Below are 23,724 nucleotides of genomic sequence, written 5' to 3'. Positions count from 1 at the left end.
GTCGTTGCAATGCTCGCTACCACTTGAATTTCAGCGATCCCATGACCGTACGACCCTGGCCGGTGTAGCAGTAGCCATCTGTGCAGACCTGCTCGCGACGATCGGCGAGGTTTGTGGCGCTTACCGACAGCGACAGTCCTTTGAGTTCCGGAGAGCTCACGCCGAAGTCATAGGAAACGACTGCATCGAGATAGCCGACGCCTGCGTTCTTGGCCGTGTTGGAGTCGCTCGTAAAGGAGTCGCTCATCGCGCGAATGCCGCCCCCAATGCTCAGCCCAGGTATGGCGGAGGTCTCCGGCATCGCGTAGTTCACCCACAACGAAGCAACGTGGCGCGGCACCGTCGAAGGAGCATTGCCGATCAAGGTCGCATCGTTGTTGCCGGTGATCTCCGCATGGGAGTAGGTGTAGGCGGCAATGAGGCTGATGCCATTGTCGAACTGCGTGCGGCCCTCAAGTTCGAAACCCGTATAGGTGTTTTCTCCTGAGTTCTCGGAAAACAGAAAGCTCGAGGCGTATTGGGGCTTGTTCGTCTCGACCAAGCGATAGACGGCGCCGCTCAGTGAGTAGTTCTCGCCTTCTGGCTGGTACTTCACGCCAACCTCGATCTGCTGCCCCTTGGTGGGGTCCAGAACCGAGCCATCTTCCGACAGAGCTGTCGATGGTACGAACGACGTTCCGTAGCTGACGTAAGGTGCGATACCATTGTCGAACAGGTAGAGTAGTCCCACCTGGCGGGAAAGAACGCCATCGTCCTTCTCATCCGTCGAGCCGCCGGCGCCCTTTACAGTGGCTTCCTGATGCGCCCAGTCATAGCGAAGGCCCGCCACGGCGCGCCAATTGCCGAGTTCCATCTGATCTTGTGCATAAATGCCAGTTTGGGTGAGGCTGCTTCCCGTGAACGAGGTAAGCGCGGGGACTGGCACGATTGAGCCGGGTGTATTCGCCGCGACGCTACCGCTACCCATGGCGAAGTCGGACGAAACCCATGTGTAGTCGAGGCCGCCGAGCAGCGTGTGAGAGACGTCACCGGTATCGAATTTGGCTTCCAGCTGGTTGTCGATCTGATAGCTGCGTAAGTCCTCCGTCACGGCGGTCGTCGGCCAGCCGCCGTCTGTGTTGACCAGGATGCGGTTGAGGTAATGGGCCTTCAGATCCACATCGCCCGCGCGGGCATTCTGGCGGAAGGTCAGGCCGTTTTCGAACTCATGCTCCAGCTGGTAACCCAGCTGATATTGCTCGACCTTCTGGCTATTGAAGTCAGGGTCGGTGTAGAGGAAGACGTCGTTGTCCCGCAGGTAGCTCCAAGCGCTTGCACCAGTCTCGCTCTTTTGCGCCACTCCATGAACGGTGAAGGTTGTGTCTTCGCTCGGTTTCCAGGTCGCGGATGGCTGCAGGAGATAACGGTCATCATCAATGTCGTAGCTTCCTTCCCCCGCGCGGGCCAACCCGACCAGACGGTAATCTATCTCGTCATTGATCGGTCCGCCAAAATCGAAGGCTGCCTGCTTACGGCCGAAGGTGCCGTATTGCAGCTCAATCTCGTGATGTGCTTCATCCAGCGGCAGCTTTGAGATACGATTGACGATACCGGCGGCACTCGCCGCGCCGTACATCACAGATACCGGGCCTTTCAGGACCTCAATGCGATCGAGCGTGTATACTTCCGTCATGAACGAACCGTAGTTCATGATCGGTTGGCGCAGGCCATCGCGGAAGTCGCCGGTGGTGGTTGTCTCGATACCTCGAATATAGATCTGATCGAATCGCGGATCATAACCGAAGGCACCGGTCGTGACGCCCGATGCGTAACGTGCCGCCTGGATCATGTCGGTGACCGCACGCTCATCCATTTCTTCGCGTGTGACAACGGAGACCGAACGTGGCGTCTCGACGAGCGGCGTATCCGTCTTCGTGGCCGATATCGTGCGCTTGGGCACGACCGTGGCATTGTCCTCTTTAATTGACAGAGGGTTCGAACCGTTGCCGGTGACTGTGATCTTCTCAAGCTCGGTGCTGCTGCCGTCCTGAGCGAAGGCTGGCGCCACGTTCAGAGCGGCGGCAGTGACCACTCCCACGAGCATGGTGGAATTGAGCAGGCCGCGATGCGTGCGAGTTCGTTTGAAAGAAAATGCCATTGCGCGACCTTTCTCGGCAAGCAGAGGCGCCGGCAAATAGCCGACGCAAGACCAAAATTTTAAAGGCGGCAATTCGCGCCGCCTAAAGGCACGTCGCCTTTCCGGCGCATCAATAAAAACATTACTAAACGAGTCAAGATATCGCTGGAGCGTTTATCGCCCTTCTTCGATCTTTTTGCTCGATTTTCACAAGCTATTCGCGGGAGGCCCGAAGCAGTCGACCAAATATTAGACCCGCGGCGAGACGCCGGAGGATCATGCTCGTGAATGAGCGGAATGGGATCCGGAATCGACGACCGCGAAAGCCGCGCGGCATTTCCGTATCTCGGTCCGAAACCTTCAGCAAAATCGTTTGCGTAAAGAGGGGAGAGACTGGAAACGAGCGGCTACTTGAAGCCCTCTTCAAGTTGGCACCAGATGGCGAGTAGCGGTTGAGAGGTGCACCGTATCGCGAATGTCTGCCCTGCCTCGACCGCGAAAACCGATCCTGCGCCAGCCCTCGACCAAGCTTCACCATCGATGCATATTTCCGAGGGGCTTAGAAGCAGGAAAGCCTTGGAGCGGGCCTGAACGTTATCGGGAAACCGCGTATACGGCTCCATCAGGATCAAACAAATCCGGATGTCTGGTCGAGTCTCAATGCCCGACGGACCGATCAAAATGCTGTGCGCGTGCGCTTTCGAGAAGTTCACGCTCGCAAACGGACCGGAGCGACCGCTTTGCCAGGCGATATATGGGCTCAGTTGAGCGAGTTCAGTGGCCAAGCCTTGGTGGGGAAACCCGGATGATTGGCGAGCGTGGCGCAATGCCGTTTCGAAGGATTGCTTGCGCGACGCCGTTTCCTCGAGATTGAAAATCCCCGTTCGTTCCGTTCGCTGAAGCACCTTTCCCGCAATGAAGCTTGCCGTTGGACAGGCGTTGGAGGAGAGCATTGCCGAGGCAAAGGCATTCAAAAAGCGTTGTAAAGCATCGGGGCGACGCGCTGCGCCGCGCACGACGAGCCTTGCCACCACACCGTCCTTCTCCGTCACAAGAAGGTCCGCAGAGTGGTCGGGTTTCTTACTCATGCGCAAAGATCCACATTTTACTATATGTCAAGGCTGCCCCGGCGATTGGTTGGCGCAAACGGCTATCTTGCCGTCATCCAGAGTAACGAAATTGACACCGCCATTTTCCAGCGCGAACTTCAATTGTGCCGCCGTCGCACGGTGGACATCGTGGCGCCCACCTTCGTAATCGCGAACCGTGCTTCGCGACACACCCGCACGTGCCGACAGCTCGAGCTGTGTCCAGTCCAGAAGACCGCGGGCCGCTCGACAGAGAGCCGGTGACAAAATCTTATGGTCGTAAGCTTGACCCATGTTCGACTATCGCCCATATTGGTTGACATAGATCATATAGGCTAATTTCAGATAGATTTCTAGGTGGGCACCTAAGGTGCTCAGCCGGGGGATCAGAATTCGAAAAGGATCGACGCATTGGGATAACAGCCGGACCGTTCATGCTCGTTGCGCTGCTGCTTCTGCCGTTCATCGGAAGCATTCTATCGGTCTTTTTTTTGAGGACGGCATCACGTCGTCTGCCCGCTGGTCTTGCTGGTTTCGTCGTCCTCATTTCCCTTTTGCTCACCGCCTCTCTTTACCAGCAAGTCATTGATGGTGGCGTCATTCGCTTTAACGCGGAATGGTTGCCGCAGCTCGGTCTTGATCTGACGCTGCGAATGGACGCATTTGCGTGGATTTTCACCATGCTGATCACCTCCATCGGCTTTCTGGTGATCCTCTACGCCCGCTATTACATGTCGGAAGACGATCCGGTCCCGCGGTTCTTCTCGTTCCTGCTTGCATTCATGGGTGCAATGATAGGCATTGTCATATCAGGCAATGTCATCCTGCTGTCGGTGTTCTGGGAGCTGACAAGCATCTTCTCTTTCCTGCTGATCAGCTACTGGCACAACAATTCCGCCGCGCGCGATGGCGCGAGAATGGCGCTGACGATCACCGGGATCGGTGGCTTCTCCTTGTTGATCGGCCTGATCCTGCTCGGCAAGATCGTCGGCAGCTACGATCTGGACAAGATCCTAAACTCGGGCGACCTGATCCGAAATCATAGCCTATATGTGCCCGCGCTGATCTTCATTCTGCTTGGAGCATTGACGAAGAGCGCGCAGTTTCCGTTCCATTTTTGGCTCCCCAACGCAATGTCGGCGCCCACGCCCGTGTCGGCGTTCCTGCATTCGGCGACGATGGTGAAGGCGGGTGTCTTCCTGCTCGTGCGTTTCTGGCCCGTCCTGTCGGGAACCTACGAGTGGTTCTGGATCCTAGGCGCCGCGGGCATGATCACCTTGCTGCTTGGCGCCTATTTCGCGATATTCCAGCGCGATTTGAAGGGGCTTCTGGCCTATTCGACAATCAGCCATCTTGGATTGATCACCACACTGCTGAGCCTGGGAAGCCCATTGGCGACGGTGGCGGCGATTTTCCACATGCTCAATCACGCGACGTTCAAGGCGTCGCTGTTCATGGCGGCCGGCATCATCGACCACGAAACCGGGACGCGCGACATGCGCAAGCTGAGCGGGCTGTACCGGTTCATGCCGATCACGGCGACGCTTGCCGTCGTCGCCAGCGCCGCCATGGCGGGCGTGCCGCTGCTGAACGGGTTTCTTTCGAAGGAAATGTTCTTCGCGGAAGCGGTCGAGACCCATGCCGATTCCATCCTCGACAGAATTCTACCCTATGTCGCAACGCTCGCCAGCGCCTTCAGCGTGGCCTATTCCCTGCGCTTCATTCACACCGTTTTCTTTGGGCCGCCGCCAACAGACCTGCCGATCGCGCATCCGCACGAGCCGCCGCGCTGGATGCGCTTTCCGATCGAGTTTCTCGTCGTGCTGTGCCTGGTCGTCGGTATCGTCCCAGCACTCTCGATCGGACCATTTCTCCATAGCGCGGTGATCAGCGTTCTGAGAGACGACACGCCTGAATACAGCCTCTCACTGTGGCACGGGATCAATCTTCCTCTGATCATGAGTGTCATCGCGCTGATCGCTGGAGCCGCGATATACTGGGCATTGAAAGGTTACCTGTCTCGCTGTGACGATGGACCGCCCTTTATCCGGCGGCTGAAGGGGCAGCGCATTTTCGAGCGAATCCTCGTGGAAGTCTCCTGGCGCTGGGCGCGCGTTGCCGAGCGGCGCTTGGGAACACGCAAGTTGCAGCCGCAATTGCGGTGGTTGGTGCTCGCTGGGCTGCTTGCCGGCGCTCTGCCACTTTACTTGCGGGGCTTTGAGCATCGGCCCTTTGCCTATTCCGGCGTCGATCCTGTCTTCGCCGCGCTATGGATGATCGGGGTGTGTCTGGCGATCGCAACCGCCTACACGGCCAAATACCACCGACTGGCCGCGCTGATCATGCTCGGCGGTGTCGGCCTGATCGTCTGCATCACCTTCGTATGGCTTTCGGCACCCGACCTAGCCATCACCCAGCTGTTGGTGGAGATCGTCACCACCGTTCTCATCCTGTTGGGACTCCGTTGGCTGCCGAAGCGATCCGAAGACATTCGCGAATCCATGACGATCCGCGCCCGGTTCCGGCGCTTCCGCGACTTCGCGCTTGCGGTCCTCTGCGGTGTCGCCATGTCGGCAGTCGCCTATGCCGTGATGACGATGCCGGTGCCCGACGCGATCGCCAACTATTTCCTCGAGCATGCCTATTCGCTCGGCGGCGGACGAAACGTCGTCAACGTGATCCTCGTGGATTTCCGCGGCTTCGATACACTGGGCGAAATCGCGGTGCTCGGCGTCGTCTCGCTCACCGTCTACGGTCTGCTGCGTCGTTTCCGCCCGGCTGAAGACAGCATGGGGATGCCGGAGCAGCAACAGGTTCAGAATCGCTTCGACGAGGAGCGCCCGGAGCGTTCGGCTGGCGACACGGTGCGCGACTACCTGCTCGTGCCATCGGTGATCATGCAGTGGATGTTCCCCGTTATCATCACCTTCTCGGTCTATCTCTTCATGCGCGGGCATGACCTGCCGGGCGGCGGGTTCTCCGCGGGATTGACGCTCTCGATCGCCTTTCTGCTGCAATATCTCGCCGGCGGTACGCGCTGGGCCGAGGACCGCATCCGCATTCTGCCGCTGCGCTGGATGGGCGCGGGGCTGTTGACGGCGGTGTTGACGGGCGCCGGCGCCTGGTTGCTCGGCTATCCGTTCCTGACCTCGCATTCGCGCTATCTCGAGCTGCCCCTGATCGGCAAAATACCGGCGGCGACGGCGCTGCTCTTTGATCTCGGCGTCTTCTCCCTGGTCGTCGGATCGACCGTGCTGATCCTTGTCGCCCTTGCCCACCAATCGCTGCGGATCAATCGCCTGCGCACGATCGAAGCGGCCAAATCGGAGGAGCGGTGATGGAACTGGTTCTGTCGATCGCCATCGGCATCATGACGAGCTGCGGGGTCTGGCTTATCCTGCGCCCGCGCACCTATCAGGTGATCATCGGGCTCTCGCTGCTCTCCTATGCCGTCAACCTGTTCATCTTCGGCGTCGGCGGCGTGAAAGCCAACGTGCCGCCGATCCTGGGCAATGACGATCCGTCCATTCTCGCCGATCCTGTGCCGCAGGCCCTGGTGCTGACCGCGATCGTCATCGGCTTCGCGACGACGGCGTTGTTTCTCGTCGTCCTCCTGGCGTCGCGCGGGCTGACGGGCAGCGACCATGTCGACGGAAGGAACGAGCCGAAATGAACGGTTGGTCCCATCATCTCATCGTCGCGCCCATCCTAATTCCGCTGATCGCTAGCGCGCTCCTGCTGTTCATCGACGAGCGTCGCCGCGTCGCCAAGGCAATGGTCAGCCTCGCCTCCGCGATCTTGCTTACCGTGATCGCCTTCATCCTATTCAGGATCGAAAGCGGCCCCAACGGCTTCGAGGGCGTTTATCTGGTCGGCAACTGGTCGGCACCCTTCGGCATCGTGCTCGTTCTCGATGGCCTATCAGCCATGATGCTGCTTCTGACCGCGCTGCTTGCCGTGTCGGCACTCGTCTTCTCGCTGGCGCGCTGGCATGCCGTCGGCGCGCATTTTCACAGCATGTTCCAGTTGCTCCTCATGGGGGTCAACGGGGCGTTCCTCACTGGCGACCTCTTCAACCTCTTCGTCTTCTTCGAGGTCATGCTGGCAGCATCCTATGGCCTCCTGCTGCACGGCTCCGGTCCGCTGCGCGTCAAGGCCGGCATGCATTATATCGCCATCAACCTCGTGGCCGCGCTGCTGTTCCTGATCGGCGTCAGCCTCATCTACGGAACCGCCGGGACGCTCAACATGGCCGACCTTGCCGCCCGCATCCCCGAGATCGAGCCCGACCGGCGCATGCTGATGGAGGCAGGTGCGGGCATATTGGGTGTCGTCTTCCTCATCAAGGCCGGCATGTGGCCACTGTGCTTCTGGCTGCCCACCGCCTATAGCGCCGCCTCGGCGCCGGTGGCCGGTATCTTCGCGATCATGAGCAAGCTCGGCATCTACGTGATCCTGCGGCTGACGATGCTCTTGTTCGGCGAGGGACCTTCGGCCGGGTTCGGTGCGCCGGTGCTGCTTTATGGCGGCATGGCGACGCTGATCTTCGGGATCGTCGGCGTTCTCGCGTCGCAGGCGCTGGGACGGCTCGCTGGCTTTTCCGTACTCGTCTCCTCGGGCACGCTGCTGATGGTGCTCGGCATCAACGACGGCGCCGTCTCTTCCGGCGCGCTGCTTTATCTCGTCAGCTCGACACTCACGATCAGCGCCTTCTTCATGCTGATCGAACTCGTCGAGCGCGGCCAGGATGCCGGCGCAAACGTGCTAGCCGTGACCATGGAAGCCTATGGCGAGGCCGACGACGAGCCTGAAAACGAGAAAGAGGGCGTGACCATGCCCGGCACCATGGCCGTTCTCGGCATCTGCTTCGCGGCCTGCGGCATTCTCTTGTCCGGTCTCCCGCCGCTCTCGGGCTTCGTGGCCAAGTTCGCCATGCTCTCGGCGATGATGGGCACCGGCTCCATCGGCGTGCCGCCCACGGCGGCGATTTGGGCGCTGGTCGTGCTCGTCATCCTCTCCGGCATCGCGGCGCTGATCTCCATGACGCGCGTCGGCATCCGCACCTTCTGGAGCTCGATCGAGGGAACGGTTCCCCGCGTGCTGGTGATCGAGATCGTGCCGGTGATGTTCCTGCTCGCCCTGACGCTGGCGCTTACCGTGCAGGCCGGGCCTGCGATGCAATACATGGACACGACGATCCGGACGCTGAGCAAGCCATCGATCTATATCGACGCGGTCAACAACGCGCTGCCGATCAAGGGCGTTAAAGCCGGAACGGAGGGCGAGTGATGCTTCCCTATCCCATTCTCGCGACGTGCCTCCTCATCATGTGGCTGCTGCTCAACGGCTTCACCCTTGGCCATTTCATCCTCGGCCTTATCATCGCGGTCTTCGCGGGTTGGGCGATGGCATCTCTGCAGCCGGAGCCGATGCGGCTGAAGAAGTGGTACCTGCTCCCTAAGCTCTTCGGCCTGGTGTTCCGCGATATCGTCAAGTCCAACATCGACGTCGCGTGGATCATCCTGCGCAGCGGCAAACGCCGGCACAATCCCGGTTTTATCACGATTAATCTGGAACTCCGCAGCCAGTTCGCGCTCGCCGTATTGGCCGTCATTTTGACGAGCACGCCGGGATCCGCCTGGCTGGAATATGATTCCAACGATCATTCGGTGCTGCTGCACGTTCTCGACATCCAGAACGAAGCCGTATGGCGCGATACGATCAAGAACCGCTACGAAGCGCTGTTGCTGGAGATATTCGCATGAGTGCAATCATCCTCTTCACGGCCGTGTCGGTCGCCCAGATCATGCTCGTCGCCGCCATGGCCATCGTATCGATCCGCATGTTCGTCGGGCCCCGCGCGCAGGACCGGATCCTGGGCCTCGACACGTTCTACATCAATGCCATGCTGCTTCTGGTGACATTCGGCGTCGGAACGGGACGGGTGGTGTATTTCGAGGCCGCTCTGGTCATCGGCATGATCGGCTTCGTTGCGACCGTCGCGCTGGCGAAATTCCTTATGCGCGGAGAGGTGATCGAATGATGCACCCGGCTATGGATATGCCTGTTTGGGTGGCGGCGCTGGTAGCCTTCTTTCTCGTGCTCGGCGCCCTTCTGGCGCTGATTGGCGCGATCGGATTTCTGCGTCTGCCAAGCTTCTACCAACGCATTCACGCGCCCACCCTCGGGACTAGCTGGGGGATCGGTGGCGTCATGCTCGGCTCGATGATCTTCTTTTCCGTGGCGTCGTCGCGATTGGCGATCCACGAGATCCTGATCGGCATTTTCGTGACGGTAACGACACCCATCACGCTGATGATGCTGGCGCGCGCTGCCTTGCACCGGGATCGCGCCGAGGCAAATGGAGAGGCGCCTCCAAAGCACAACCCGGAGCCCAGATAGGAGCTCGTCGTGACTGGTTGGGGTCGTGATGTTAAACTCCTCGAGACCGTCATGCCAGCCGATGTGGATGCGCGTTCACCGTCGGGCGATCCCACAAGAGCAGCTTTGCCCGCAACCCGAATTCTGTTTGGATGTTGGTGTCACTTCACATATATCGATATCAGTGTCATCACTAAGGCCGAGGTGATATCAATGCCCGCCGTAACGATCCGCAATCTTCCTGATGAAACACATCGCGCTCTGCGTGCGCGCGGCTCACAATGGCCGCAGCACAGAGGCTGAAATCCGCGACATTATCGAGGCCGCCGTTCGCCCTCCTCAGCGCGTTAAGCTTGGTTCTCTGTTGGTGGGTATCGGTCGCAATGCCGAGCTCTCCAATGCGGATGTCGAAGCCCTGCAGCGCACACGTGATGATACGCCTGCCGAACCTATGACTTTCGAATGATCCTTCTAGACACCAATGTGATATCCGAGCCTTGGAAGCCAGTTCCTGACCATGCAGTGGTGGACTGGTTGGATGCTCAAGCGGTCGAGACGCTTTTTCTTTCCGCGGTAACGATTGCTGAACTTCGCTTTGGGATCTCTGCTCTGCCATTGGGCAAACGCCAGGCCATTCTTCACGATCGGCTCGAAGGTGAGGTGCTTCCGCTTTTCGCTGGGCGTATCCTCTCTTTTGATCTCGCGGCGTCGCAGTCCTATGTGCAACTGATGGCGCGTGCTCGTTTGTCGGGAAAGGCGATCGCCAAAGCTGATGGATATATAGCCGCAACAGCAGCCGCGAATGGTTTCGGGGTGGCGACTCGCGATACGAGCCCATTCGAGGCCGCCGGGCTAAGTGTGATCAATCCATGGCTGCGATAAACAGATAAGCTGCCGAACCTTTGCGTCCGCTCAGAAGCGCCCGCAGTCACACGCTTTCGCGCCGAACGACTTGAAAGCCCGTGTCATGGCTGACGCCGCGACGGTCGATACCGCTTGCCCGCTCCACAATCAATGTCATCGCCCGCTGGCCCATTTCATAGCTATGGGGTTGTATCGTGGTAATTCCGGGGGTGATTTCTGACGCAATCTCATAGTCGCCCCAGCCCGCGACGGGCTCGATCGCGGCAGCCGCGAACTCGAAGCGATCGGCTCCTCCATCGTCAATCGCTGCATCTATTGCATCGCGGTCCATGCCCGTCATTACAACCAGGCGACCAAGACGACCGAGGTCGTCGAGGAGATCTTTGCGCCGGCTGCAGCGGATGAGGACATGGCGCGCTTCAAGGCGGTCGGTCTCGCCGAGGTGGAAATCCTCGACCTGATCATGTCAACGTCGATCTTCGGCCGGGCCAACCGCCTGATGCATACGCTGGGCGAGCCAGCGTCCCTGAAATAGAGCCCCGCCCCGCTCCGAGGAAGATTTGCGAAGCATCTTTCAGGCGGCGGACTTATTGGCCGGGGCGATCCATGTCCTTGCCCGCATGAACAACATCCTCTTCATCGCGATCGGATTGCCGCGGCATTTCGAGATGGCGATGAGAGGTTAGCCTGCTCGTCGTTCCAGCGTTCCCTGTCTGTCGAACCGACGATAGCTCGCGCCAGGATGCGGCGCCTGTAATCGCGGGCCATGGCCGAACAGCTTTTCGCGCAAGGTGCCCTGCCGATAATCCTTCTTGTAGACGCCGCGCTTCTGCAATTCGGGCACGAGCAAATCGACCACGTCCTCGAAGCTTTCGGGCGTGATGGCATAGGCGAGGTTGAAACCATCAACATCGGTATCCTCCACCCATTCCTGCAGCAGGTCGGCCACCGTCCGCGGGGATCCCACAAAGACCGGGCCGAAGCCACCGACGCCGACCCAGTCGGCCATTTCGCGCACCGACCAGACCTTATCAGGATCGATCGTCGTGAAGGTCTCGACGGCGGATTGCACCGCGTTGGTGTAGCGGTGGCGGAGCGGCTCGTCGGGCGAGAACTGGCCGAAATCGATGCCCGTCCAGCCGGAGATCAGCGCCTGCGCGCCCTCGAAGGAAGCGTAGCGGCGATAGTCGTCGAACTTCTTCTTCGCTTCCGCATCGGTCTCGCCGAGGATGACGGTCTGGAGATTGAAGGCGAGTATCTCGCGCGGATCGCGGCCGGCGCGCTCGGCTGCCTCGCGGACGTTGGCGACATAGCGCTTCAGCACCGCCTTGGAGGGAGCGGCGACGAAGATGCACTCGGCATGCTCGCCCGCGAAATCCTTGCCGCGGCTGGAGGCGCCGGCCTGGTAGAGCACCGGCGTGCGCTGGGGCGAGGGTTCGCTGAGGTGAATGCCCGGCACCGTGAAATGCTTGCCGGAATGGCCGATCGGGTGGACTTTCTCCGGATGCGTGAAGATGCCGGCGGCACGATCGCGAACGACGGCGTCATCTTCCCAGCTACCCTCCCAGAGCTTGTAGCAGACCTCCAAATACTCCTCCGCCAGATCGTAGCGGTCGTCGTGCTTGGTCTGGGCGGATTGCCCGATGTTGAGCGCACCGCTGTTGAGATAGGAGGTGACGATGTTCCAACCGACGCGGCCCTTTGTCAGGTGGTCGAGTGTCGAGATGCGACGGGCGAAGGTGTAGGGGTGCTCGAAGGAGAGCGACGCCGTCAGCCCGAAGCCGAGGTTTTCCGTGACATAGGCCATGGTCGGGATCAATTGTAGCGGGTCGTTGACCGGCACCTGCGCGGAATGACGCAACGCCGCATCGACATTGCCATGGAGCACATCGTAGACGCCGAGCACGTCGGCGATGAACAGGCCATCGAACTTGCCGCGCTCCAGCGTCTTGGCCAGATGCACCCAATAGTCCATGTCCTTGTAGGTCCAGGACTTGTCGCGCGGATGTCGCCAGAGGCCCGGCGACTGGTGCCCGACGCAGTTCATGTCGAAGGCGTTCAATCTGATTTCACGGCTCATGTCATTCTTCCTGCATATGTCGGGGCGCGTGCCAATCAGGCGCCACCGGTCTTTCGGTTGATGAAGCTGAAGGCGAGCACGGCGAAGATGAGCGTGCCGGTGCCGACCTGCTGCCAGTAGAAATTCAGGCCGGTGAGCAGCAGCCCGTTGGCGACGATGCTGAGGAGCAGCACGCCGAGCACGGTGCCTGCGATATTGGGCCGGCCGAGCGGCGAGAGCGTCGTGCCTATGAAAGTCGCGCCAATCGCGTTCAGCAGAAACGCGTTGCCAGAGGAGGGGATGTAGACGGTGACGGTGGCCGTGAGAATCAGGCCGGCGATGGCCGCGATGAGAGCGGTCAGAATGAAGGTCACGGCGACATGCCGGCCAAGGCCGATGCCGGAATAACGCACCACGCTCGGCTGGATGCCGATCGCCAGCACCACGCGGCCGAAGCGCGTGCGGGCGAAGACGAATGCGGCGGCGGCAATGACGACGATCGCGATCAAAAGCGGCAGCGGAAAGCCTGATATCGCGCCGTGGCCGATGAAGCGGAAGGCATCGGGCACGCCCGATTGCGGCAGATAGACCGGGTTGCCGCCATTGGTCAGCAATTGCTGGACGCTGCGGCCGATGAACAGCGTTCCGAGCGTCGCCAGAAATGGCGACACACCGATGCCAGAGATCAGGACGGCATTGAACGCGCCGACGACGGCACCGGCGGCAAGGCCTCCAATGAGCCCGATCGCAACCGGTTGCCCGGCGAGGACCAGTGAGACGAAGGCGAAGCTCGCGAAATCGACCGCCGTGCCGACCGAGAGATCGATACCGCCGGCCGATACCGCGAAGGTCATGGCCACCGAGACGATCGCAAGCAGCGTGAAGTTGTTGACGAGAAGGCTCTGCAGATTGCCGGCTGTCAGAAACGTCGGCGTTGCCAGGGAGAAGGCGGCAAAAACGACGACGAGCGCCAGGATCAGCCCGTACCGCGCGAGACCTGAGAGCACACGGTGGTGCCAGGGCGCGACGGGAGAGTGGGAGGCCGAAAGCGACATGGTCAGATCTCCCGCTTGCGCAGCAATGTCGTCGTCGAGACGACGATCAGGATGAGAATTCCCTGGACGCCGCTGACCAGCGTGCTCGAGAGGTTGAGGAGCTGAAAGCCGTTGACGAGGAAGCCGACGAGGAGCGCGGAGAGCAGCGTGCCGGTTATCGTCGGTACGAGCCTGCGGGAAAATACCGCGCCGAGCAGGGCAGTGACGACGACCGGAAGCAGCATCTCGCTCGAGCCCGTCGTGCTGCCGCTCAGATAGGACACCGACAATATGCCGGCGATGCCGCCGCACAGGCCACTCGCCAGGAAGGCTCCTGCCAGCAGGCGCTTCAGCGGCAGGCCGGCGGCGCGCGCGGCATCGGGGAATTCACCGATCGCATAGAGCCTGAGGCCGAGCGGCGTGTATTGCACGATCGCGGTCACCACGGCGGTGAAGCCGAGCAGCACATAGGCGAGTACGGGAATGCCGAGGGCATCGGAGGCCGATAGTACGGTCAGAAAATGGGTCGATGCGGGAACCACTGTGTTCTGCGTTAGCACCAGCTCGAGACCCGCCACGACATTCATCACGGCAAGCGTTGCAAGCAGCGGCACGATGCCGGCGAAGACAACGGCGGCGGCATTGACCGTACCGATCGCCAGTCCCGTCAGCAGGCTCGCGGCAACTGCGACAGGGTCATTATAGCCAAGCTGCGTGACCGTCGCGTAGACGGCGGCGCTGAGGCCCATGTTGGCGGCGAGCGAGAGGTCGATCCCTCCGGTGACGACATTGGCGCCGCCGGCGACGAGAACGATGGTGAGGCCGATCGCCAGCACGCCCGAGATGGCCGACTGGCCGAGGACGTTGCCGATATTGCCGATGCTCAGGAAGTAGGGTGCGGTCAGCGAGAAAACGGTGAGGATGACCGCGAAGGCGATCAGCGAACCGAAGCGCAGCGATGCCGCCGCCAGATTGCGGGCGGAGCGTTCCTTGCTCTGTTCCGCGGTAAAGTCGGCCAGATCGCCGATGTGGATATCAGCCGACATGGCGCAATCTTTCCGAGGCGCCGGTCGATTCCGCCAGCACTTCATCCGTTGTGGTTTCAGAGGAGATGAATTCGCGCGTCACACGGCCGCGAAACAGGACCAGAATCCGGTCGGTGATCCCAATCAGTTCCGGCAAGTCCGAGGATAAAACGATGATGCCAGCGCCGCGCTCAGCAAGCTCGCCGATCAGCGTGTAGATCTCGACCTTCGAGCCGATGTCGACCCCGACGGTCGGCTCGTCGAGAAGATAGATTTCCGAGTGGCGGCTCAGCCACTTGGCGATCGCCACTTTCTGCTGGTTCCCGCCCGACAGCGTGCGCACCAGCGCATCGCGGCCGGCGGTCTTGATCCGCAGGCGCTTGATGAGATCGTCGCTGTTGCGTCTCTCGCGCTTGCCGTTCAGCACGCCGAGGCTGGTGTAACGGTCGAGGCTTGCGAGCGTGATGTTTTCCGCGACGCTGAGATCCAGCGCGACGCCGTGGCCCCGGCGATCTTCCGGCACCAGTGCGATCTGCCTGACGACGGCGGCCTGCGGCGTGCGCGCCCGATCCGCCGCGCCCGCGACCTCGATGTGGCCCGACTGCGCGCGCTCCAGCCCGAACAGCGTGCGCACGAGATCCTTCGCGCCCGAGCCAAGCAAGCCGGTAATCCCGAGCACCTCGCCCCGCCGGACCGTGAAGCTCACGTCGGAAAACCGGTTTGTGGCGGTCAGTCCCTCGACCTTGAGAAGTTCTTCGCCGAGTTCTAGGCGTCGCTTTGGAAACATGTCGGCGATATCGCGCTCGACCATCAGTCGCGCGATGTCGTTGGCCGATGTCTCGGCAATCGGCGTCGAGGCCACGTCGGTGCCGTTGCGAAGCACGGTGACGTGGTCGCAGAGCTCTTCGATTTCCTTCAGATAATGCGAGATGTAGATGATGGTGACGCCCTCGTCGCGCAGGCGGCGGATCAGGCGGAAGAGGATATCGGCCTCGCGCCGCACAAGTGCGGCGGTCGGCTCGTCGAAAACCAGTACCTTCCGATGATCGAGCAATGCGCGGGTGATTTGGACGATCTGCTTCTCGGCGGTCGAGAGCTCGCAGATCAGGGCGTGCGTGGGCAACTTGATGCCGAAGTAATCGGCCAGCGTCTCGTTCGCCTGCCGCTGCATCTTGCGGCGATCGAGGAACGGTGTTCCAGGAAGGCGCGGTTCGCGGCCGAGAAACAGCGCCTCGCCGACGGTGAAGGTCGGAATGAGCAGGCGGTCCTGGTGAATGAAATGGATACCGTGGGTTTCGGCCAAATGCGGCGTCAGGTGATCGATCCGCTGCCCCTCGATCTCGATCGTGCCCTCGTCCTGTTGGTGCAGGCCGGCGAGGATCTTGATCAGCGTCGATTTCCCCGCGCCGTTCTGCCCGACGAGGCCGTGGATCGTGCCGCGCCTAATCGCCAGCGATGCGCCGGCCAGGGCTTGCGCGCCGCCGAAACGCTTAACGATGCGATCGAAGCGGATGATGTCGTCAGGCCGCCTGGCGGGCTGCGGAGGAAGTATTGCCGTCATGTCGGGAACCCCAGTGGAGACGAGGGTGAGGCGGCGCTGCCGCATCACCCGTCCGCAATCAGCCGATGCCGAGCTTCTTGGTGACGTCGTTGACGTTCGCCTTGTTGGCGAGCAGCGCCGGAACGTAGGTCTCGCGCGGTAGCTTCTGGCCGGCGAGCAGCTTGGCGACATTTCGGATCGCCGTGCGGCCGATCTCGGCGGGCTGCTGCGCGGCGTTGGCGCCGGCCGGCGAATTCGGGTCGGCGACGAGCTGCAGGACCTCGGGGCTTCCGTCCACGCCATAGGTGCGGATCTCCGTGCGGCCGGCGGCGGAAAGCGCCTGCGTGGCTCCGAGCTGGGGAATATCCCAGGCCGACCAGATGGCCTTGATCGAACCTTTTTCCGGGTACTTGTTGAGGATCGCGGTGATCTGCGTGAAGGCGTCCTGAACGGTGTTCGGGATCACGTCGCGCAGTTCCGGCTGGATGATCTTCACTTTCGGGAAGTACTTCACGACATTCACCAGCTGGTCGTAGCGGATCGCGCAGGGCGTCACGCCGTAGAAGCCGTTGAAGACGACGATGTTACCCTCGGCACCGATATCGGAGACCAGCTGTAGCGCGAGATCCTTGCCGATGCCCCAGTTGTCCGATGTGGTGTTATTTATCGAGTTGGTCGAGCCGACATCGACGGTGAGAACCGGAATGCCCGCGTCGCGCGCCTTTTTCAGCCAGGGATCGATGACGCTGAGCGTGCCGAGGATCTGGACGATCGCATCGGGCTTCTGCGCCACCAGCGTCTGCAGCTGCGCGACCAGCTTTCCGTCGTTGCGGCCGGCATCGACCGCGATCGGTTCGCCGCCAAGGCGCTTCACTTCTTCGATCTGGGCGTTATAGGCCTGCAGGTCGAAATAGTGGTCGGTGCCCGTGGCGCTGATGGCGATGCGCTTGCCCTTCAAGGAAAGGCCTTCGTCGTCGGCCGCGGCAGCGGTGCCGGCGCCTGCAAGAAGGCTGGTGCCTGCGAAGGTCGCGCCAGCCACGGCGGCGAATTTCAGGATTTCGCGGCGGCCAAGGCCGGAAAAGGTTGGTTCAGTCATCTCGATGTCCTCAATGATTAATGTCCATAGAATATGTAGATTAAATGGAATTGAGAGAAACGCCTTTCCAAAAGGCGGCGTGAGAAGGAAATGAACCGGAGGAACGAAGGGCTGCCGATAGGCTTTTTCGGCGTGGTTCGCGGAGCGCGACAGAAGGGCACGAGGCCAGGAGTGGTCGACCGAATCCGGATCGGCCGGCAGCTTTGTCGAGGCTGCTTAAACACTCAGCCGCCGTACTCGATGATCTCCAGGCCGGCATTGTAGTCGGTCGCGTAGATAAGGCCTGACGCATCCACGAAGACGTCGGCGGACTGGATGACCTGAGGGCGTCCCGGGCGCTTGTCGGTCATGGCTCTCGGCGCGGCGGGCACGAGCGCGCCGGTCTCTATGGGATAATAGGGATCGGAGATATCGAAGGCGCGGATGCCGGCATTCTGCCAGGTCGCGAAAATCAGCGTCTCCGACACGAAAGAACCAGGGCGGTTCTCATGAAGGTTATGCGGCCCGAAATGGCCGCCCTTCTTGGTGTAGTCGACTTCGTCGGGAATGGGGAAGGTGGAGATGCTGACCGGGTTGGACGGCTCGCGGATATCGAAGATCCAGGTGTGCTTGCGACCGTCCTCTTCATTGTCGGCCACAGCCTCGTCGGCGACGACGAGCAGATCGCGTCCGGGCAACGGCAAAGGCGAGTGGGTGCCGCCGCCATGGGGCGGAGACCAGTTGCGATGCGCGATAAGCTTCGGCGCGGCGTGGTCGGATATGTCGAGCAGCGTCAAACCGCCGTCGCGCCAGCAGGCGTAAGCCGTGTTGCCGGAAACCAGTGCGTGATGCAGCGCATAGCGCTTGCCCTCCGGCGCCGTGGAGGTTTCGCCGGCCGCGCGGTTCATGCCCGGTAGCCACCAGCGCCCGACGATCTCGGGGCGCGTCGGATCGGCGAGATCGATGGTCACGAAAATGTAGTCCGAGAAGCCGTCGAGGAGCGCCGATGCATAGGCATGGCGGCCGCCGACATACCAGAGACGATGGAAGCCGACGCCCTCGACATCCAACTGGCCGATCCCGCGCGGCTTGTCCGGCGTCGAGATATCGTAGACGGTCATGCCGGCCGTCCAGGATCGGCCTTTCTTCCGGCCCGCGACAGTCTCACCGATCGATTTGGTGTAGTAGTCCTTCTCGCTGGAAAACGTCTCGACGTCGGCGAAGAGATCGAGCGCGTTGATGACGAGCAAAAGATCGTCATGCGTCTGCAAATGAATGTTCCAGGTGTTTGCGGGAGCTGGGACATAGCTAACCGCGCCCGGCCGCTTGGGATCGCGGACATCGACGATCGAGAAACCCCGCGACCAGGGATGGGCGACATAGGCATGGCCGCGATGCACCATCAGCTGCAATCCGTCGCCGCGTCCGCCAATGGCGGAATGCCCGATCAGCTTCATGTTGAGGGCGAAGTCCGGGCGTGGGAGGTCGAGGCTGTCGGCCATGTGGTCACCTGTAAAATGTGAATTGAACATGGAAAAGCGCCGCCTCGGTGGGGCGGCGCTGATTGTCTTGAATGTTAGTTCAGCGGCTGGATCCACGGAGCGGTCGCCGCATCGCTCTTCAGGAAGGCCGGGAACTTCTGCTGCAGATCTTCGATTTTGGCGATCTTGTTGTTGATGAGATCATCGCGGGTCACCAGCGTCGGCTTCAGGAGTACCGAGCGGCCCGGGAACTGGCCAGCGATATCGAGCGATACGGCGCGGACCGAGACTTCACCGACGACGGCCGCGTTGGTGGCGGCGGTCGCCACCCAGGCGCTGTCAGGCTCGATCATCAGCTGGATGTCAGCCGTTGAAGTGTCGACGCCGTAGATTTTCACCTTGTCGGCGACGCCGAGCTCGTCGATAGCAAGCTTGGCTCCCTTGGCGAATTCGTCCCAGGGCGTGAAGATCACCGAGATATCGGGATTGGCGCGAAGCACCGCCTTCGTCTGATCAGCCACGGAGGCCGGAACCGTGTCGTTGACCGCGCCCCACACGGCCTTTTCCGTCAGCTTGTGCTTGGCGACGAAGTCCTTCCACACGGCATAACGACGATCGAGCGGCGCGAAGCCCGCGACATGGACGGCGCCGCCGACGAAGCCGTCACCCTTGTCCTTCACCGCCTGCTCGAGCACGAGGCTCGCCATGTCCTTGTCGCTTTGCTCGATCTGCGGGATCGCCGGGTTGTCTAGGTCAACGTCGTAAGCCACGACCTTGATGCCGGCATCGAGCGCCTTCTGCGCGACGTCCTTGAGCACCTCGGGGCGACCGTTGTTGATGATGATGCCATCGACGCCAAGGTTGATCGCCTGCTCGATCAGCGTGCGTTCCGTGTCGTTGTCGTTGCGGGCCTGGGAGATCGTCGTCTTGATCCCGAGCGCGTCGGCCTGCCGCTTGACGCCGGCCTCGAAGGCCTGCAGCCAGTCGCCGCCGCCGAGATAGCTGACAACCGCGATATTGACCTGGCGCTTGTCGAACGGCGCCGGCGCGCCTTCGATGCCAGCCGCGAGGCTGGAGCTTGCAAGTAACGCGCCCGCGATGAGCGCGGCGGCGAAGGATTTCAGTGTGGTCTTCATAGGTCAGCCTCTCCTTGGGCTATGGCGTGTCATTCGTGTTCGTTCATGGATTGGCGCGGCCGAGGCCGTAGGTGAGCGCCAGCGCGCCCGCCAGTACGGCGCCCTTGACGAAATCCTGGGTGTAGTAGGGCGCATTCAGCATCGTCAGGCCGTTGAGCAGCACGCCGACGAAGACGGCGCCGACGATGGTGCCGAGCACGTTCGGGCGGCGGAGACCCATGACGGTGAAGCCGATCAGCGAGGCCGCGACGGCATCCATCAGCAGCGAACCGCCCGAGGACACGTCGCCGCGCCCGACGCGGGCGGCAACGATGATGCCTCCGAGCGATGCCAGCGTTCCGGAGATCACGTAGGCCAGCGTCTTGAGACGCGTGGTGGACGCGCCCGCGAGGCGGGTGGCGACTTCGTTTCCGCCGGTGGCAAACAGCAGCCGGCCGATGCGCGTGCGCTCCGTCAGGACGTAGAGCACTAAGGCGACCACGATCATCAGGACGACGGCCACCGGAACGGTGCCGGCGATGCTGTAGCGGCCGATAAGCAAAAAGCGTGGATCGTAGACGCCGGGTGCCGTCGAGCCATCAGGCAGGATGAGGCCGGCCGAGATGGAACGACCCGCGGTCGGGATCAGCTGCAGGCCCGAGAGCAGGAACATCATCGACAGCGTCGCCAAGAGATCCGGCACCTTCAACCTCACGATGACGAAGGCATTGATGAGGCCGATGAGCGCGCCAAAGGCGAGCACCAGCGGAACTGTCGCGAAAGCGTCGAGGCCCAGCACGATCATCGAATAGCTGGCGGCCATGACGCTGGAGGCGGCAACAGCACCGATCGAGAGATCGAAGCCGCCGACGGCGAGCGTGACGGTAACGCCGGCGCCGAGAATGGCGACAACCGATACGGCCTGCAGGATACTCATCAGGTTGTTGATGTTGATGAAGGCAGGTTGGGCCGCGGTGAAGCCGATCACCAGCGCGATGAGGAGCAGGAAGACCGCGCCGGAGCGAATGACCGCGGCCGCGCGGCTTAGAAACGGACCTGTGCCTTGCCGTGACGGCGTCTCGCCAATGGTTTCATCCTGGATGGAGCTCATGCTGGAATTCCTTCGGCAGCGGTTTGGTCTTCGTGTTCTTGCGCCGGGCGGACGCTGTGGTGATCGATGACGAGGATGCGGTCGGCGACCTCGAAGGCCTCTTCGGGATCGGAGGTCGCGATCAGCGTGGCGCGATCGCGCCGTCCCCTGATCGCCTCGATGATGTCCTGCCGGGCGCCAACATCGACGCCCTGGAATGGCTCGTCGAGCAACAGAAGCCGGCTCGGTTCCGCTTCCCAGCGAGCGAGAACGGTCTTCTGCTGGTTGCCACCGGAAAGGGTCCATATCGATGCGTCCGGACCGGGGGCCTTGATGCGCAGCCGCCTGATCGCCTGCTCGGCCTCGCGTGTTTCGCGGTTGCCCCACAAGAAGCCCTGTGGATACCATTTGCGCAGGTGCGGAAGGCTGATCGTCGCGGCCACGCTGTTTCCCGGCCATGACGGCGGCATGAGGGAGGAATGATGCCGATCCTCGGCGGCCATCACAACACCGGCCGCGATGGCAGTGGCAGGACCGCTGGGTCGGTAGATGTGGCCGTCGAGTGTCATTGTGCCCGAGGCCAGCGTTCCGGTGCCGAAGATGGCCGACAGTAGCCGGCTCTTGCCGGCGCCGAGCACGCCGGTGATGGCGACGACTTCGCCCTCGCGGATGGAAAGGTCGAATGGCGCACTGTTGGCGAGAAGCTTGATATTCGCCATCTCGAAAATGGCAAGGCCCGTTTCAGCGCGCGTATCCCGCCGGGCTTTCTCCAGCTTGCGACCGATCATCGTTTCGATCGCGGCGCTGAAGTCGATCGGTTTTTCGAAGGCGCCGACCACACGGCCGCCGCGCATGACCAACGCCCGATCGGCGATGGCCCGCAGGTCTGCGGTCCGGTGCGAGATGTAGAGAACGGCGAGACCTTGCGCGCGCAGGCGCAGCAGGATGTCGAACAGTCGCTGGCTTTCCTCGAACGACAGGCTGGCTGTCGGCTCGTCGAGGATCAGCAGGTCCGCCTTGTTGGCAAGGGCACGCGCAATCGCGACCAACTGCCGGTCGGCGGCGCCGAGGTCCGCGAAATCGCGATCGAGCGGAAGTTCAAAGCCAGCCGTGTCGAGCATGGCCTTTGCCCGCGCGCGGACAGCGCGTCTTGAGACGAAGAACGGCTGGCTGCGGTCGGCGAAGCGATTGAGGAGCAAGACATCGGCGACCGTCAGCCCCGGTGCGCCGACCAGATCGGTCGATTGATGCACGGTCACGATGCCGCGCGCCGCTGCTTGCGCCGGCGTTCGCGGCGCGAAGGGTCGAGCGTCAATGGTCACCTCTCCGCCATGGGCGGAGAGCACGCCGGAGAGGATTTTCACGAGTGTCGATTTGCCCGCGCCGTTCGCGCCCATGAGCGCGACGATCTCGCCGCGGGCGATCGATAGCGAGGCACCAGACAGCGCACGCGTTGAGTCAAAGCTTCGGGATAGATTTTCAACGGAGAGCAGAGACATGGGCGAACCACGAGTGAGGGGGATCGAGAGGCGACTGTTGGGAGGCATCACTCTGATTTAGATGTCTTTTACGCGAGCTATTTCGTTCTGATCTGCCCTCAATGAAACCGGTTTCATTGCCGACAAGTTGCACCGGAACCCGGTGTCGCGACAGGCAAAGCGTTTCCCGCCCCGCACGCAAATCGCACAAAGTTTTTCCTGTTCAGCGGAAATATCGGAGCAATTTGTCTACTAAAAAGGTAGAAATTATACCCTAATGAAAATGCGGGTGAAAAGCCGCGGATAACTTGGATCTTTTTAGGAGCGCATCATGAAGACCTTCAGCCGCCTGGCGCTTTCCGCCGCCGCGATTTCATTCGTTGCCTTGAGTTGTGCTCACGCCGAGGGGCTGGCCGGTGCGCCCGCGCCATTCGACAAGGGCGGCGTCAAGCTTGCCTTGATCAGCTACATTTCGGCCGGAGATTTCTTCCAGGCCTATCAGGCCGGCGCGGAGGCGCAGGCAAGGTCGCTCGGCATAGACCTCCGCGTCTTCCCCGGCCGCCAGAACGCCGCCGAACAGCGCGAGCAGATCCTCCAGGCCGTCAACCTCGGCGTTCAGGGGATCGTCGTCGATCACGGCTTGCCGGAGTCTCTCGGCGACGTCGTGCAGCTGGCGCTCGACAAGGGCGTGAAGGTCGTCGCCTTCGACGTCAATTTGAACAACCCCAAGATACCGCAGGTCGAGCAGAGTGATCATGAGCTTGCGAAGCAGGCGCTCGAGCAGGCGGTGAAGGAAAACGGAGCGAGCTTCAATGCCGGTTATGTCTATGTCGCCGGTTTCGCGCCGCTCGATCGCCGCAACGAGGTCTGGGAAAAATTCAAGGCCGATAGCAAAGGCGTTGTCGAGAAGGCACGCTTCGGCAATGTGAGCGACACGACCGCGACATCGACGGCGGACCAGGCGAAGGCGGCGCTGACGGCTAATCCCGACATCAGCGTCGTCTTCGCTCCCTATGACGAGTTCGCGCGCGGCGTGAAACTGGCGGCCAACGACCTCGGCATCGCATCCAAGCTGAAGATCTATTCCGCCGATGTTTCCACCGCCGATATCCAGGAGATCACCGAGGAGGGAAGCCCCTGGGTGGCGAGCGTCGCGACCAATCCCGCCGTCGTCGGCGCCGTATCCATTCGCGCCGCGGCCCTGCAGATCGCCGGCGAAGAGGTGCCCCACAACATCACGGTGAAGCCGACGCTGTTGACGCAAGCGGCGCTGAGGTCGGCGAACGTCAAGACGATCGAGGATCTGGCGAAGAAGCTGCCCGAGTTCAACACCAGCGACGTGGTCACCGCTCCCTGGATTCCAGCAAAGCTTTTCTGA

Annotated in this window: 22 protein-coding genes and 2 pseudogenes; 11 read left to right on the top strand and 13 right to left on the bottom strand. The window is 61.5% G+C overall.

What is annotated here, in order from left to right; translation table 11 throughout:
* Positions 1-16: 16 nt before the first annotated feature.
* The 3 genes from ACCD05_RS12655 to ACCD05_RS12645 all read right to left on the bottom strand — a co-directional run bounded on the left by ACCD05_RS12655 (position 17) and on the right by ACCD05_RS12645 (position 3,498).
* Complete coding sequence (locus tag ACCD05_RS12655) at positions 17-2,137, bottom strand: TonB-dependent siderophore receptor (RefSeq protein ID WP_413393045.1); 2,121 nt, start codon at positions 2,135-2,137, stop codon at positions 17-19.
* Positions 2,138-2,523: 386 nt separating this feature from the next.
* Positions 2,524-3,204: a dimethylsulfonioproprionate lyase family protein gene (locus ACCD05_RS12650; protein ID WP_413393043.1), complete on the bottom strand. Its 681-nt coding sequence runs from the start codon at positions 3,202-3,204 to the stop codon at positions 2,524-2,526.
* Positions 3,205-3,231: 27 nt separating this feature from the next.
* The gene (locus ACCD05_RS12645; protein ID WP_413393041.1) at positions 3,232-3,498 is read right to left on the bottom strand and encodes a helix-turn-helix domain-containing protein; all 267 of its coding nucleotides are present in this window, start codon (positions 3,496-3,498) and stop codon (positions 3,232-3,234) included.
* A gap of 122 nt (positions 3,499-3,620) precedes the next feature.
* On the opposite strand from ACCD05_RS12645, the gene ACCD05_RS12640 reads away from it, so the two are divergent.
* The 8 genes and pseudogenes from ACCD05_RS12640 to ACCD05_RS12605 all read left to right on the top strand — a co-directional run bounded on the left by ACCD05_RS12640 (position 3,621) and on the right by ACCD05_RS12605 (position 10,467).
* Positions 3,621-6,542 carry a monovalent cation/H+ antiporter subunit A gene (locus tag ACCD05_RS12640; RefSeq protein WP_413393084.1) on the top strand — a complete coding sequence of 974 codons (2,922 nt, stop codon included), beginning with the start codon at positions 3,621-3,623 and terminating at the stop codon, positions 6,540-6,542.
* Positions 6,542-6,877, top strand: coding sequence for a Na+/H+ antiporter subunit C (locus tag ACCD05_RS12635; protein WP_018897795.1), 336 nt, complete (start codon positions 6,542-6,544; stop codon positions 6,875-6,877). Before ACCD05_RS12640 ends, ACCD05_RS12635 begins: the two co-directional genes overlap by 1 nt.
* Complete coding sequence (locus ACCD05_RS12630) at positions 6,874-8,493, top strand: monovalent cation/H+ antiporter subunit D (RefSeq protein WP_413393039.1); 1,620 nt, start codon at positions 6,874-6,876, stop codon at positions 8,491-8,493. The genes ACCD05_RS12635 and ACCD05_RS12630 overlap by 4 nt, the downstream gene beginning before the upstream one ends.
* A complete protein-coding gene (locus ACCD05_RS12625) occupies positions 8,493-8,969 on the top strand; it encodes a Na+/H+ antiporter subunit E (protein ID WP_413393037.1) in 477 nt (158 codons plus the stop codon). Before ACCD05_RS12630 ends, ACCD05_RS12625 begins: the two co-directional genes overlap by 1 nt.
* Positions 8,966-9,247, top strand: coding sequence for a K+/H+ antiporter subunit F (locus tag ACCD05_RS12620; protein ID WP_037185734.1), 282 nt, complete (start codon positions 8,966-8,968; stop codon positions 9,245-9,247). The genes ACCD05_RS12625 and ACCD05_RS12620 overlap by 4 nt, the downstream gene beginning before the upstream one ends.
* Positions 9,244-9,606: a monovalent cation/H(+) antiporter subunit G gene (gene mnhG / locus ACCD05_RS12615; protein ID WP_413393036.1), complete on the top strand. Its 363-nt coding sequence runs from the start codon at positions 9,244-9,246 to the stop codon at positions 9,604-9,606. The genes ACCD05_RS12620 and mnhG overlap by 4 nt, the downstream gene beginning before the upstream one ends.
* A gap of 51 nt (positions 9,607-9,657) precedes the next feature.
* A pseudogene (locus ACCD05_RS12610) lies at positions 9,658-10,051 on the top strand (FitA-like ribbon-helix-helix domain-containing protein).
* Complete coding sequence (locus tag ACCD05_RS12605) at positions 10,048-10,467, top strand: type II toxin-antitoxin system VapC family toxin (protein WP_413393035.1); 420 nt, start codon at positions 10,048-10,050, stop codon at positions 10,465-10,467. Before ACCD05_RS12610 ends, ACCD05_RS12605 begins: the two are co-directional and overlap by 4 nt.
* Before the next feature lie 46 nt (positions 10,468-10,513).
* Here ACCD05_RS12605 and ACCD05_RS12600 read toward each other — a convergent pair whose 3' ends face one another.
* On the bottom strand, positions 10,514-10,780 hold the full coding sequence (locus ACCD05_RS12600) for a hypothetical protein (RefSeq protein ID WP_413393034.1): 267 nt from the start codon (positions 10,778-10,780) through the stop codon (positions 10,514-10,516).
* On the opposite strand from ACCD05_RS12600, the pseudogene ACCD05_RS12595 reads away from it, so the two are divergent.
* Both ACCD05_RS12595 and ACCD05_RS12590 read left to right on the top strand, forming a co-directional pair.
* A pseudogene (locus ACCD05_RS12595) lies at positions 10,745-10,819 on the top strand (alkylhydroperoxidase); the annotation flags it as partial. The gene ACCD05_RS12600 and the pseudogene ACCD05_RS12595 overlap by 36 nt on opposite strands.
* Before the next feature lie 39 nt (positions 10,820-10,858).
* Complete coding sequence (locus ACCD05_RS12590; RefSeq protein ID WP_413393032.1) at positions 10,859-10,984, top strand: hypothetical protein; 126 nt, start codon at positions 10,859-10,861, stop codon at positions 10,982-10,984.
* Positions 10,985-11,131: 147 nt separating this feature from the next.
* Here ACCD05_RS12590 and ACCD05_RS12585 read toward each other — a convergent pair whose 3' ends face one another.
* The 9 genes from ACCD05_RS12585 to ACCD05_RS12545 all read right to left on the bottom strand — a co-directional run bounded on the left by ACCD05_RS12585 (position 11,132) and on the right by ACCD05_RS12545 (position 22,367).
* Positions 11,132-12,529, bottom strand: a complete 1,398-nt coding sequence (locus ACCD05_RS12585) for an LLM class flavin-dependent oxidoreductase (protein WP_413393030.1) — start codon at positions 12,527-12,529, stop codon at positions 11,132-11,134.
* Positions 12,530-12,564: 35 nt separating this feature from the next.
* Positions 12,565-13,563 carry an ABC transporter permease gene (locus ACCD05_RS12580; RefSeq protein WP_413393028.1) on the bottom strand — a complete coding sequence of 333 codons (999 nt, stop codon included), beginning with the start codon at positions 13,561-13,563 and terminating at the stop codon, positions 12,565-12,567.
* A gap of 2 nt (positions 13,564-13,565) precedes the next feature.
* A complete protein-coding gene (locus ACCD05_RS12575) occupies positions 13,566-14,588 on the bottom strand; it encodes an ABC transporter permease (RefSeq protein WP_413393026.1) in 1,023 nt (340 codons plus the stop codon).
* Positions 14,578-16,128, bottom strand: coding sequence for a sugar ABC transporter ATP-binding protein (locus tag ACCD05_RS12570; RefSeq protein WP_413393024.1), 1,551 nt, complete (start codon positions 16,126-16,128; stop codon positions 14,578-14,580). Before ACCD05_RS12570 ends, ACCD05_RS12575 begins: the two co-directional genes overlap by 11 nt.
* 58 nt (positions 16,129-16,186) lie before the next feature.
* Positions 16,187-17,203 carry a sugar ABC transporter substrate-binding protein gene (locus ACCD05_RS12565; protein ID WP_413393022.1) on the bottom strand — a complete coding sequence of 339 codons (1,017 nt, stop codon included), beginning with the start codon at positions 17,201-17,203 and terminating at the stop codon, positions 16,187-16,189.
* 224 nt (positions 17,204-17,427) lie between these two features.
* Positions 17,428-18,684 (bottom strand): LVIVD repeat-containing protein, encoded by a 1,257-nt coding sequence (locus tag ACCD05_RS12560; protein ID WP_413393020.1) that lies wholly within the window; start codon positions 18,682-18,684, stop codon positions 17,428-17,430.
* Between the two features lie 74 nt (positions 18,685-18,758).
* Entirely contained in the window at positions 18,759-19,799 is a 1,041-nt protein-coding gene (locus ACCD05_RS12555; protein ID WP_413393018.1) for a substrate-binding domain-containing protein, read from the bottom strand.
* A 43-nt stretch (positions 19,800-19,842) separates the two neighbouring features.
* Positions 19,843-20,889, bottom strand: coding sequence for an ABC transporter permease (locus tag ACCD05_RS12550; RefSeq protein ID WP_413393016.1), 1,047 nt, complete (start codon positions 20,887-20,889; stop codon positions 19,843-19,845).
* Complete coding sequence (locus ACCD05_RS12545; protein ID WP_413393014.1) at positions 20,886-22,367, bottom strand: sugar ABC transporter ATP-binding protein; 1,482 nt, start codon at positions 22,365-22,367, stop codon at positions 20,886-20,888. Before ACCD05_RS12545 ends, ACCD05_RS12550 begins: the two co-directional genes overlap by 4 nt.
* A gap of 310 nt (positions 22,368-22,677) precedes the next feature.
* Here ACCD05_RS12545 and ACCD05_RS12540 point away from each other — a divergent pair, with 310 nt between their 5' ends.
* A complete protein-coding gene (locus tag ACCD05_RS12540; protein ID WP_413393012.1) occupies positions 22,678-23,724 on the top strand; it encodes a substrate-binding domain-containing protein in 1,047 nt (348 codons plus the stop codon).

It is taken from the genome of Rhizobium sp. Rhizsp42 (assembly GCF_047304155.1).
Lineage (GTDB): Bacteria > Pseudomonadota > Alphaproteobacteria > Rhizobiales > Rhizobiaceae > Rhizobium.
The sequence above is the reverse complement of the archived record's forward strand: the minus strand, read 5'-3'. Positions and strand labels throughout refer to the sequence as shown.

Excerpts from the sequence above, each read along its gene's own strand:
- ACCD05_RS12590 (WP_413393032.1), top strand. The coding sequence starts at position 10,859 with ATGGCGCGCTTCAAGGCGGTCGGTCTCGCCGAGGTGGAAATCCTCGAC.
- ACCD05_RS12645 (WP_413393041.1), bottom strand. The coding sequence starts at position 3,498 with ATGGGTCAAGCTTACGACCATAAGATTTTGTCACCGGCTCTCTGTCGA.
- ACCD05_RS12540 (WP_413393012.1), top strand. The coding sequence starts at position 22,678 with ATGAAGACCTTCAGCCGCCTGGCGCTTTCCGCCGCCGCGATTTCATTC.
- ACCD05_RS12560 (WP_413393020.1), bottom strand. The coding sequence starts at position 18,684 with ATGGCCGACAGCCTCGACCTCCCACGCCCGGACTTCGCCCTCAACATG.
- ACCD05_RS12625 (WP_413393037.1), top strand. The coding sequence starts at position 8,493 with ATGCTTCCCTATCCCATTCTCGCGACGTGCCTCCTCATCATGTGGCTG.
- ACCD05_RS12545 (WP_413393014.1), bottom strand. The coding sequence starts at position 22,367 with ATGTCTCTGCTCTCCGTTGAAAATCTATCCCGAAGCTTTGACTCAACG.
- ACCD05_RS12585 (WP_413393030.1), bottom strand. The coding sequence starts at position 12,529 with ATGAGCCGTGAAATCAGATTGAACGCCTTCGACATGAACTGCGTCGGG.
- ACCD05_RS12555 (WP_413393018.1), bottom strand. The coding sequence starts at position 19,799 with ATGAAGACCACACTGAAATCCTTCGCCGCCGCGCTCATCGCGGGCGCG.
- ACCD05_RS12605 (WP_413393035.1), top strand. The coding sequence starts at position 10,048 with ATGATCCTTCTAGACACCAATGTGATATCCGAGCCTTGGAAGCCAGTT.
- ACCD05_RS12565 (WP_413393022.1), bottom strand. The coding sequence starts at position 17,203 with ATGACTGAACCAACCTTTTCCGGCCTTGGCCGCCGCGAAATCCTGAAA.
- ACCD05_RS12575 (WP_413393026.1), bottom strand. The coding sequence starts at position 14,588 with ATGTCGGCTGATATCCACATCGGCGATCTGGCCGACTTTACCGCGGAA.
- ACCD05_RS12655 (WP_413393045.1), bottom strand. The coding sequence starts at position 2,137 with ATGGCATTTTCTTTCAAACGAACTCGCACGCATCGCGGCCTGCTCAAT.
- ACCD05_RS12570 (WP_413393024.1), bottom strand. The coding sequence starts at position 16,128 with ATGACGGCAATACTTCCTCCGCAGCCCGCCAGGCGGCCTGACGACATC.
- ACCD05_RS12635 (WP_018897795.1), top strand. The coding sequence starts at position 6,542 with ATGGAACTGGTTCTGTCGATCGCCATCGGCATCATGACGAGCTGCGGG.
- ACCD05_RS12620 (WP_037185734.1), top strand. The coding sequence starts at position 8,966 with ATGAGTGCAATCATCCTCTTCACGGCCGTGTCGGTCGCCCAGATCATG.
- ACCD05_RS12650 (WP_413393043.1), bottom strand. The coding sequence starts at position 3,204 with ATGAGTAAGAAACCCGACCACTCTGCGGACCTTCTTGTGACGGAGAAG.
- ACCD05_RS12630 (WP_413393039.1), top strand. The coding sequence starts at position 6,874 with ATGAACGGTTGGTCCCATCATCTCATCGTCGCGCCCATCCTAATTCCG.
- ACCD05_RS12550 (WP_413393016.1), bottom strand. The coding sequence starts at position 20,889 with ATGAGCTCCATCCAGGATGAAACCATTGGCGAGACGCCGTCACGGCAA.
- mnhG (WP_413393036.1), top strand. The coding sequence starts at position 9,244 with ATGATGCACCCGGCTATGGATATGCCTGTTTGGGTGGCGGCGCTGGTA.
- ACCD05_RS12600 (WP_413393034.1), bottom strand. The coding sequence starts at position 10,780 with ATGGACCGCGATGCAATAGATGCAGCGATTGACGATGGAGGAGCCGAT.
- ACCD05_RS12580 (WP_413393028.1), bottom strand. The coding sequence starts at position 13,563 with ATGTCGCTTTCGGCCTCCCACTCTCCCGTCGCGCCCTGGCACCACCGT.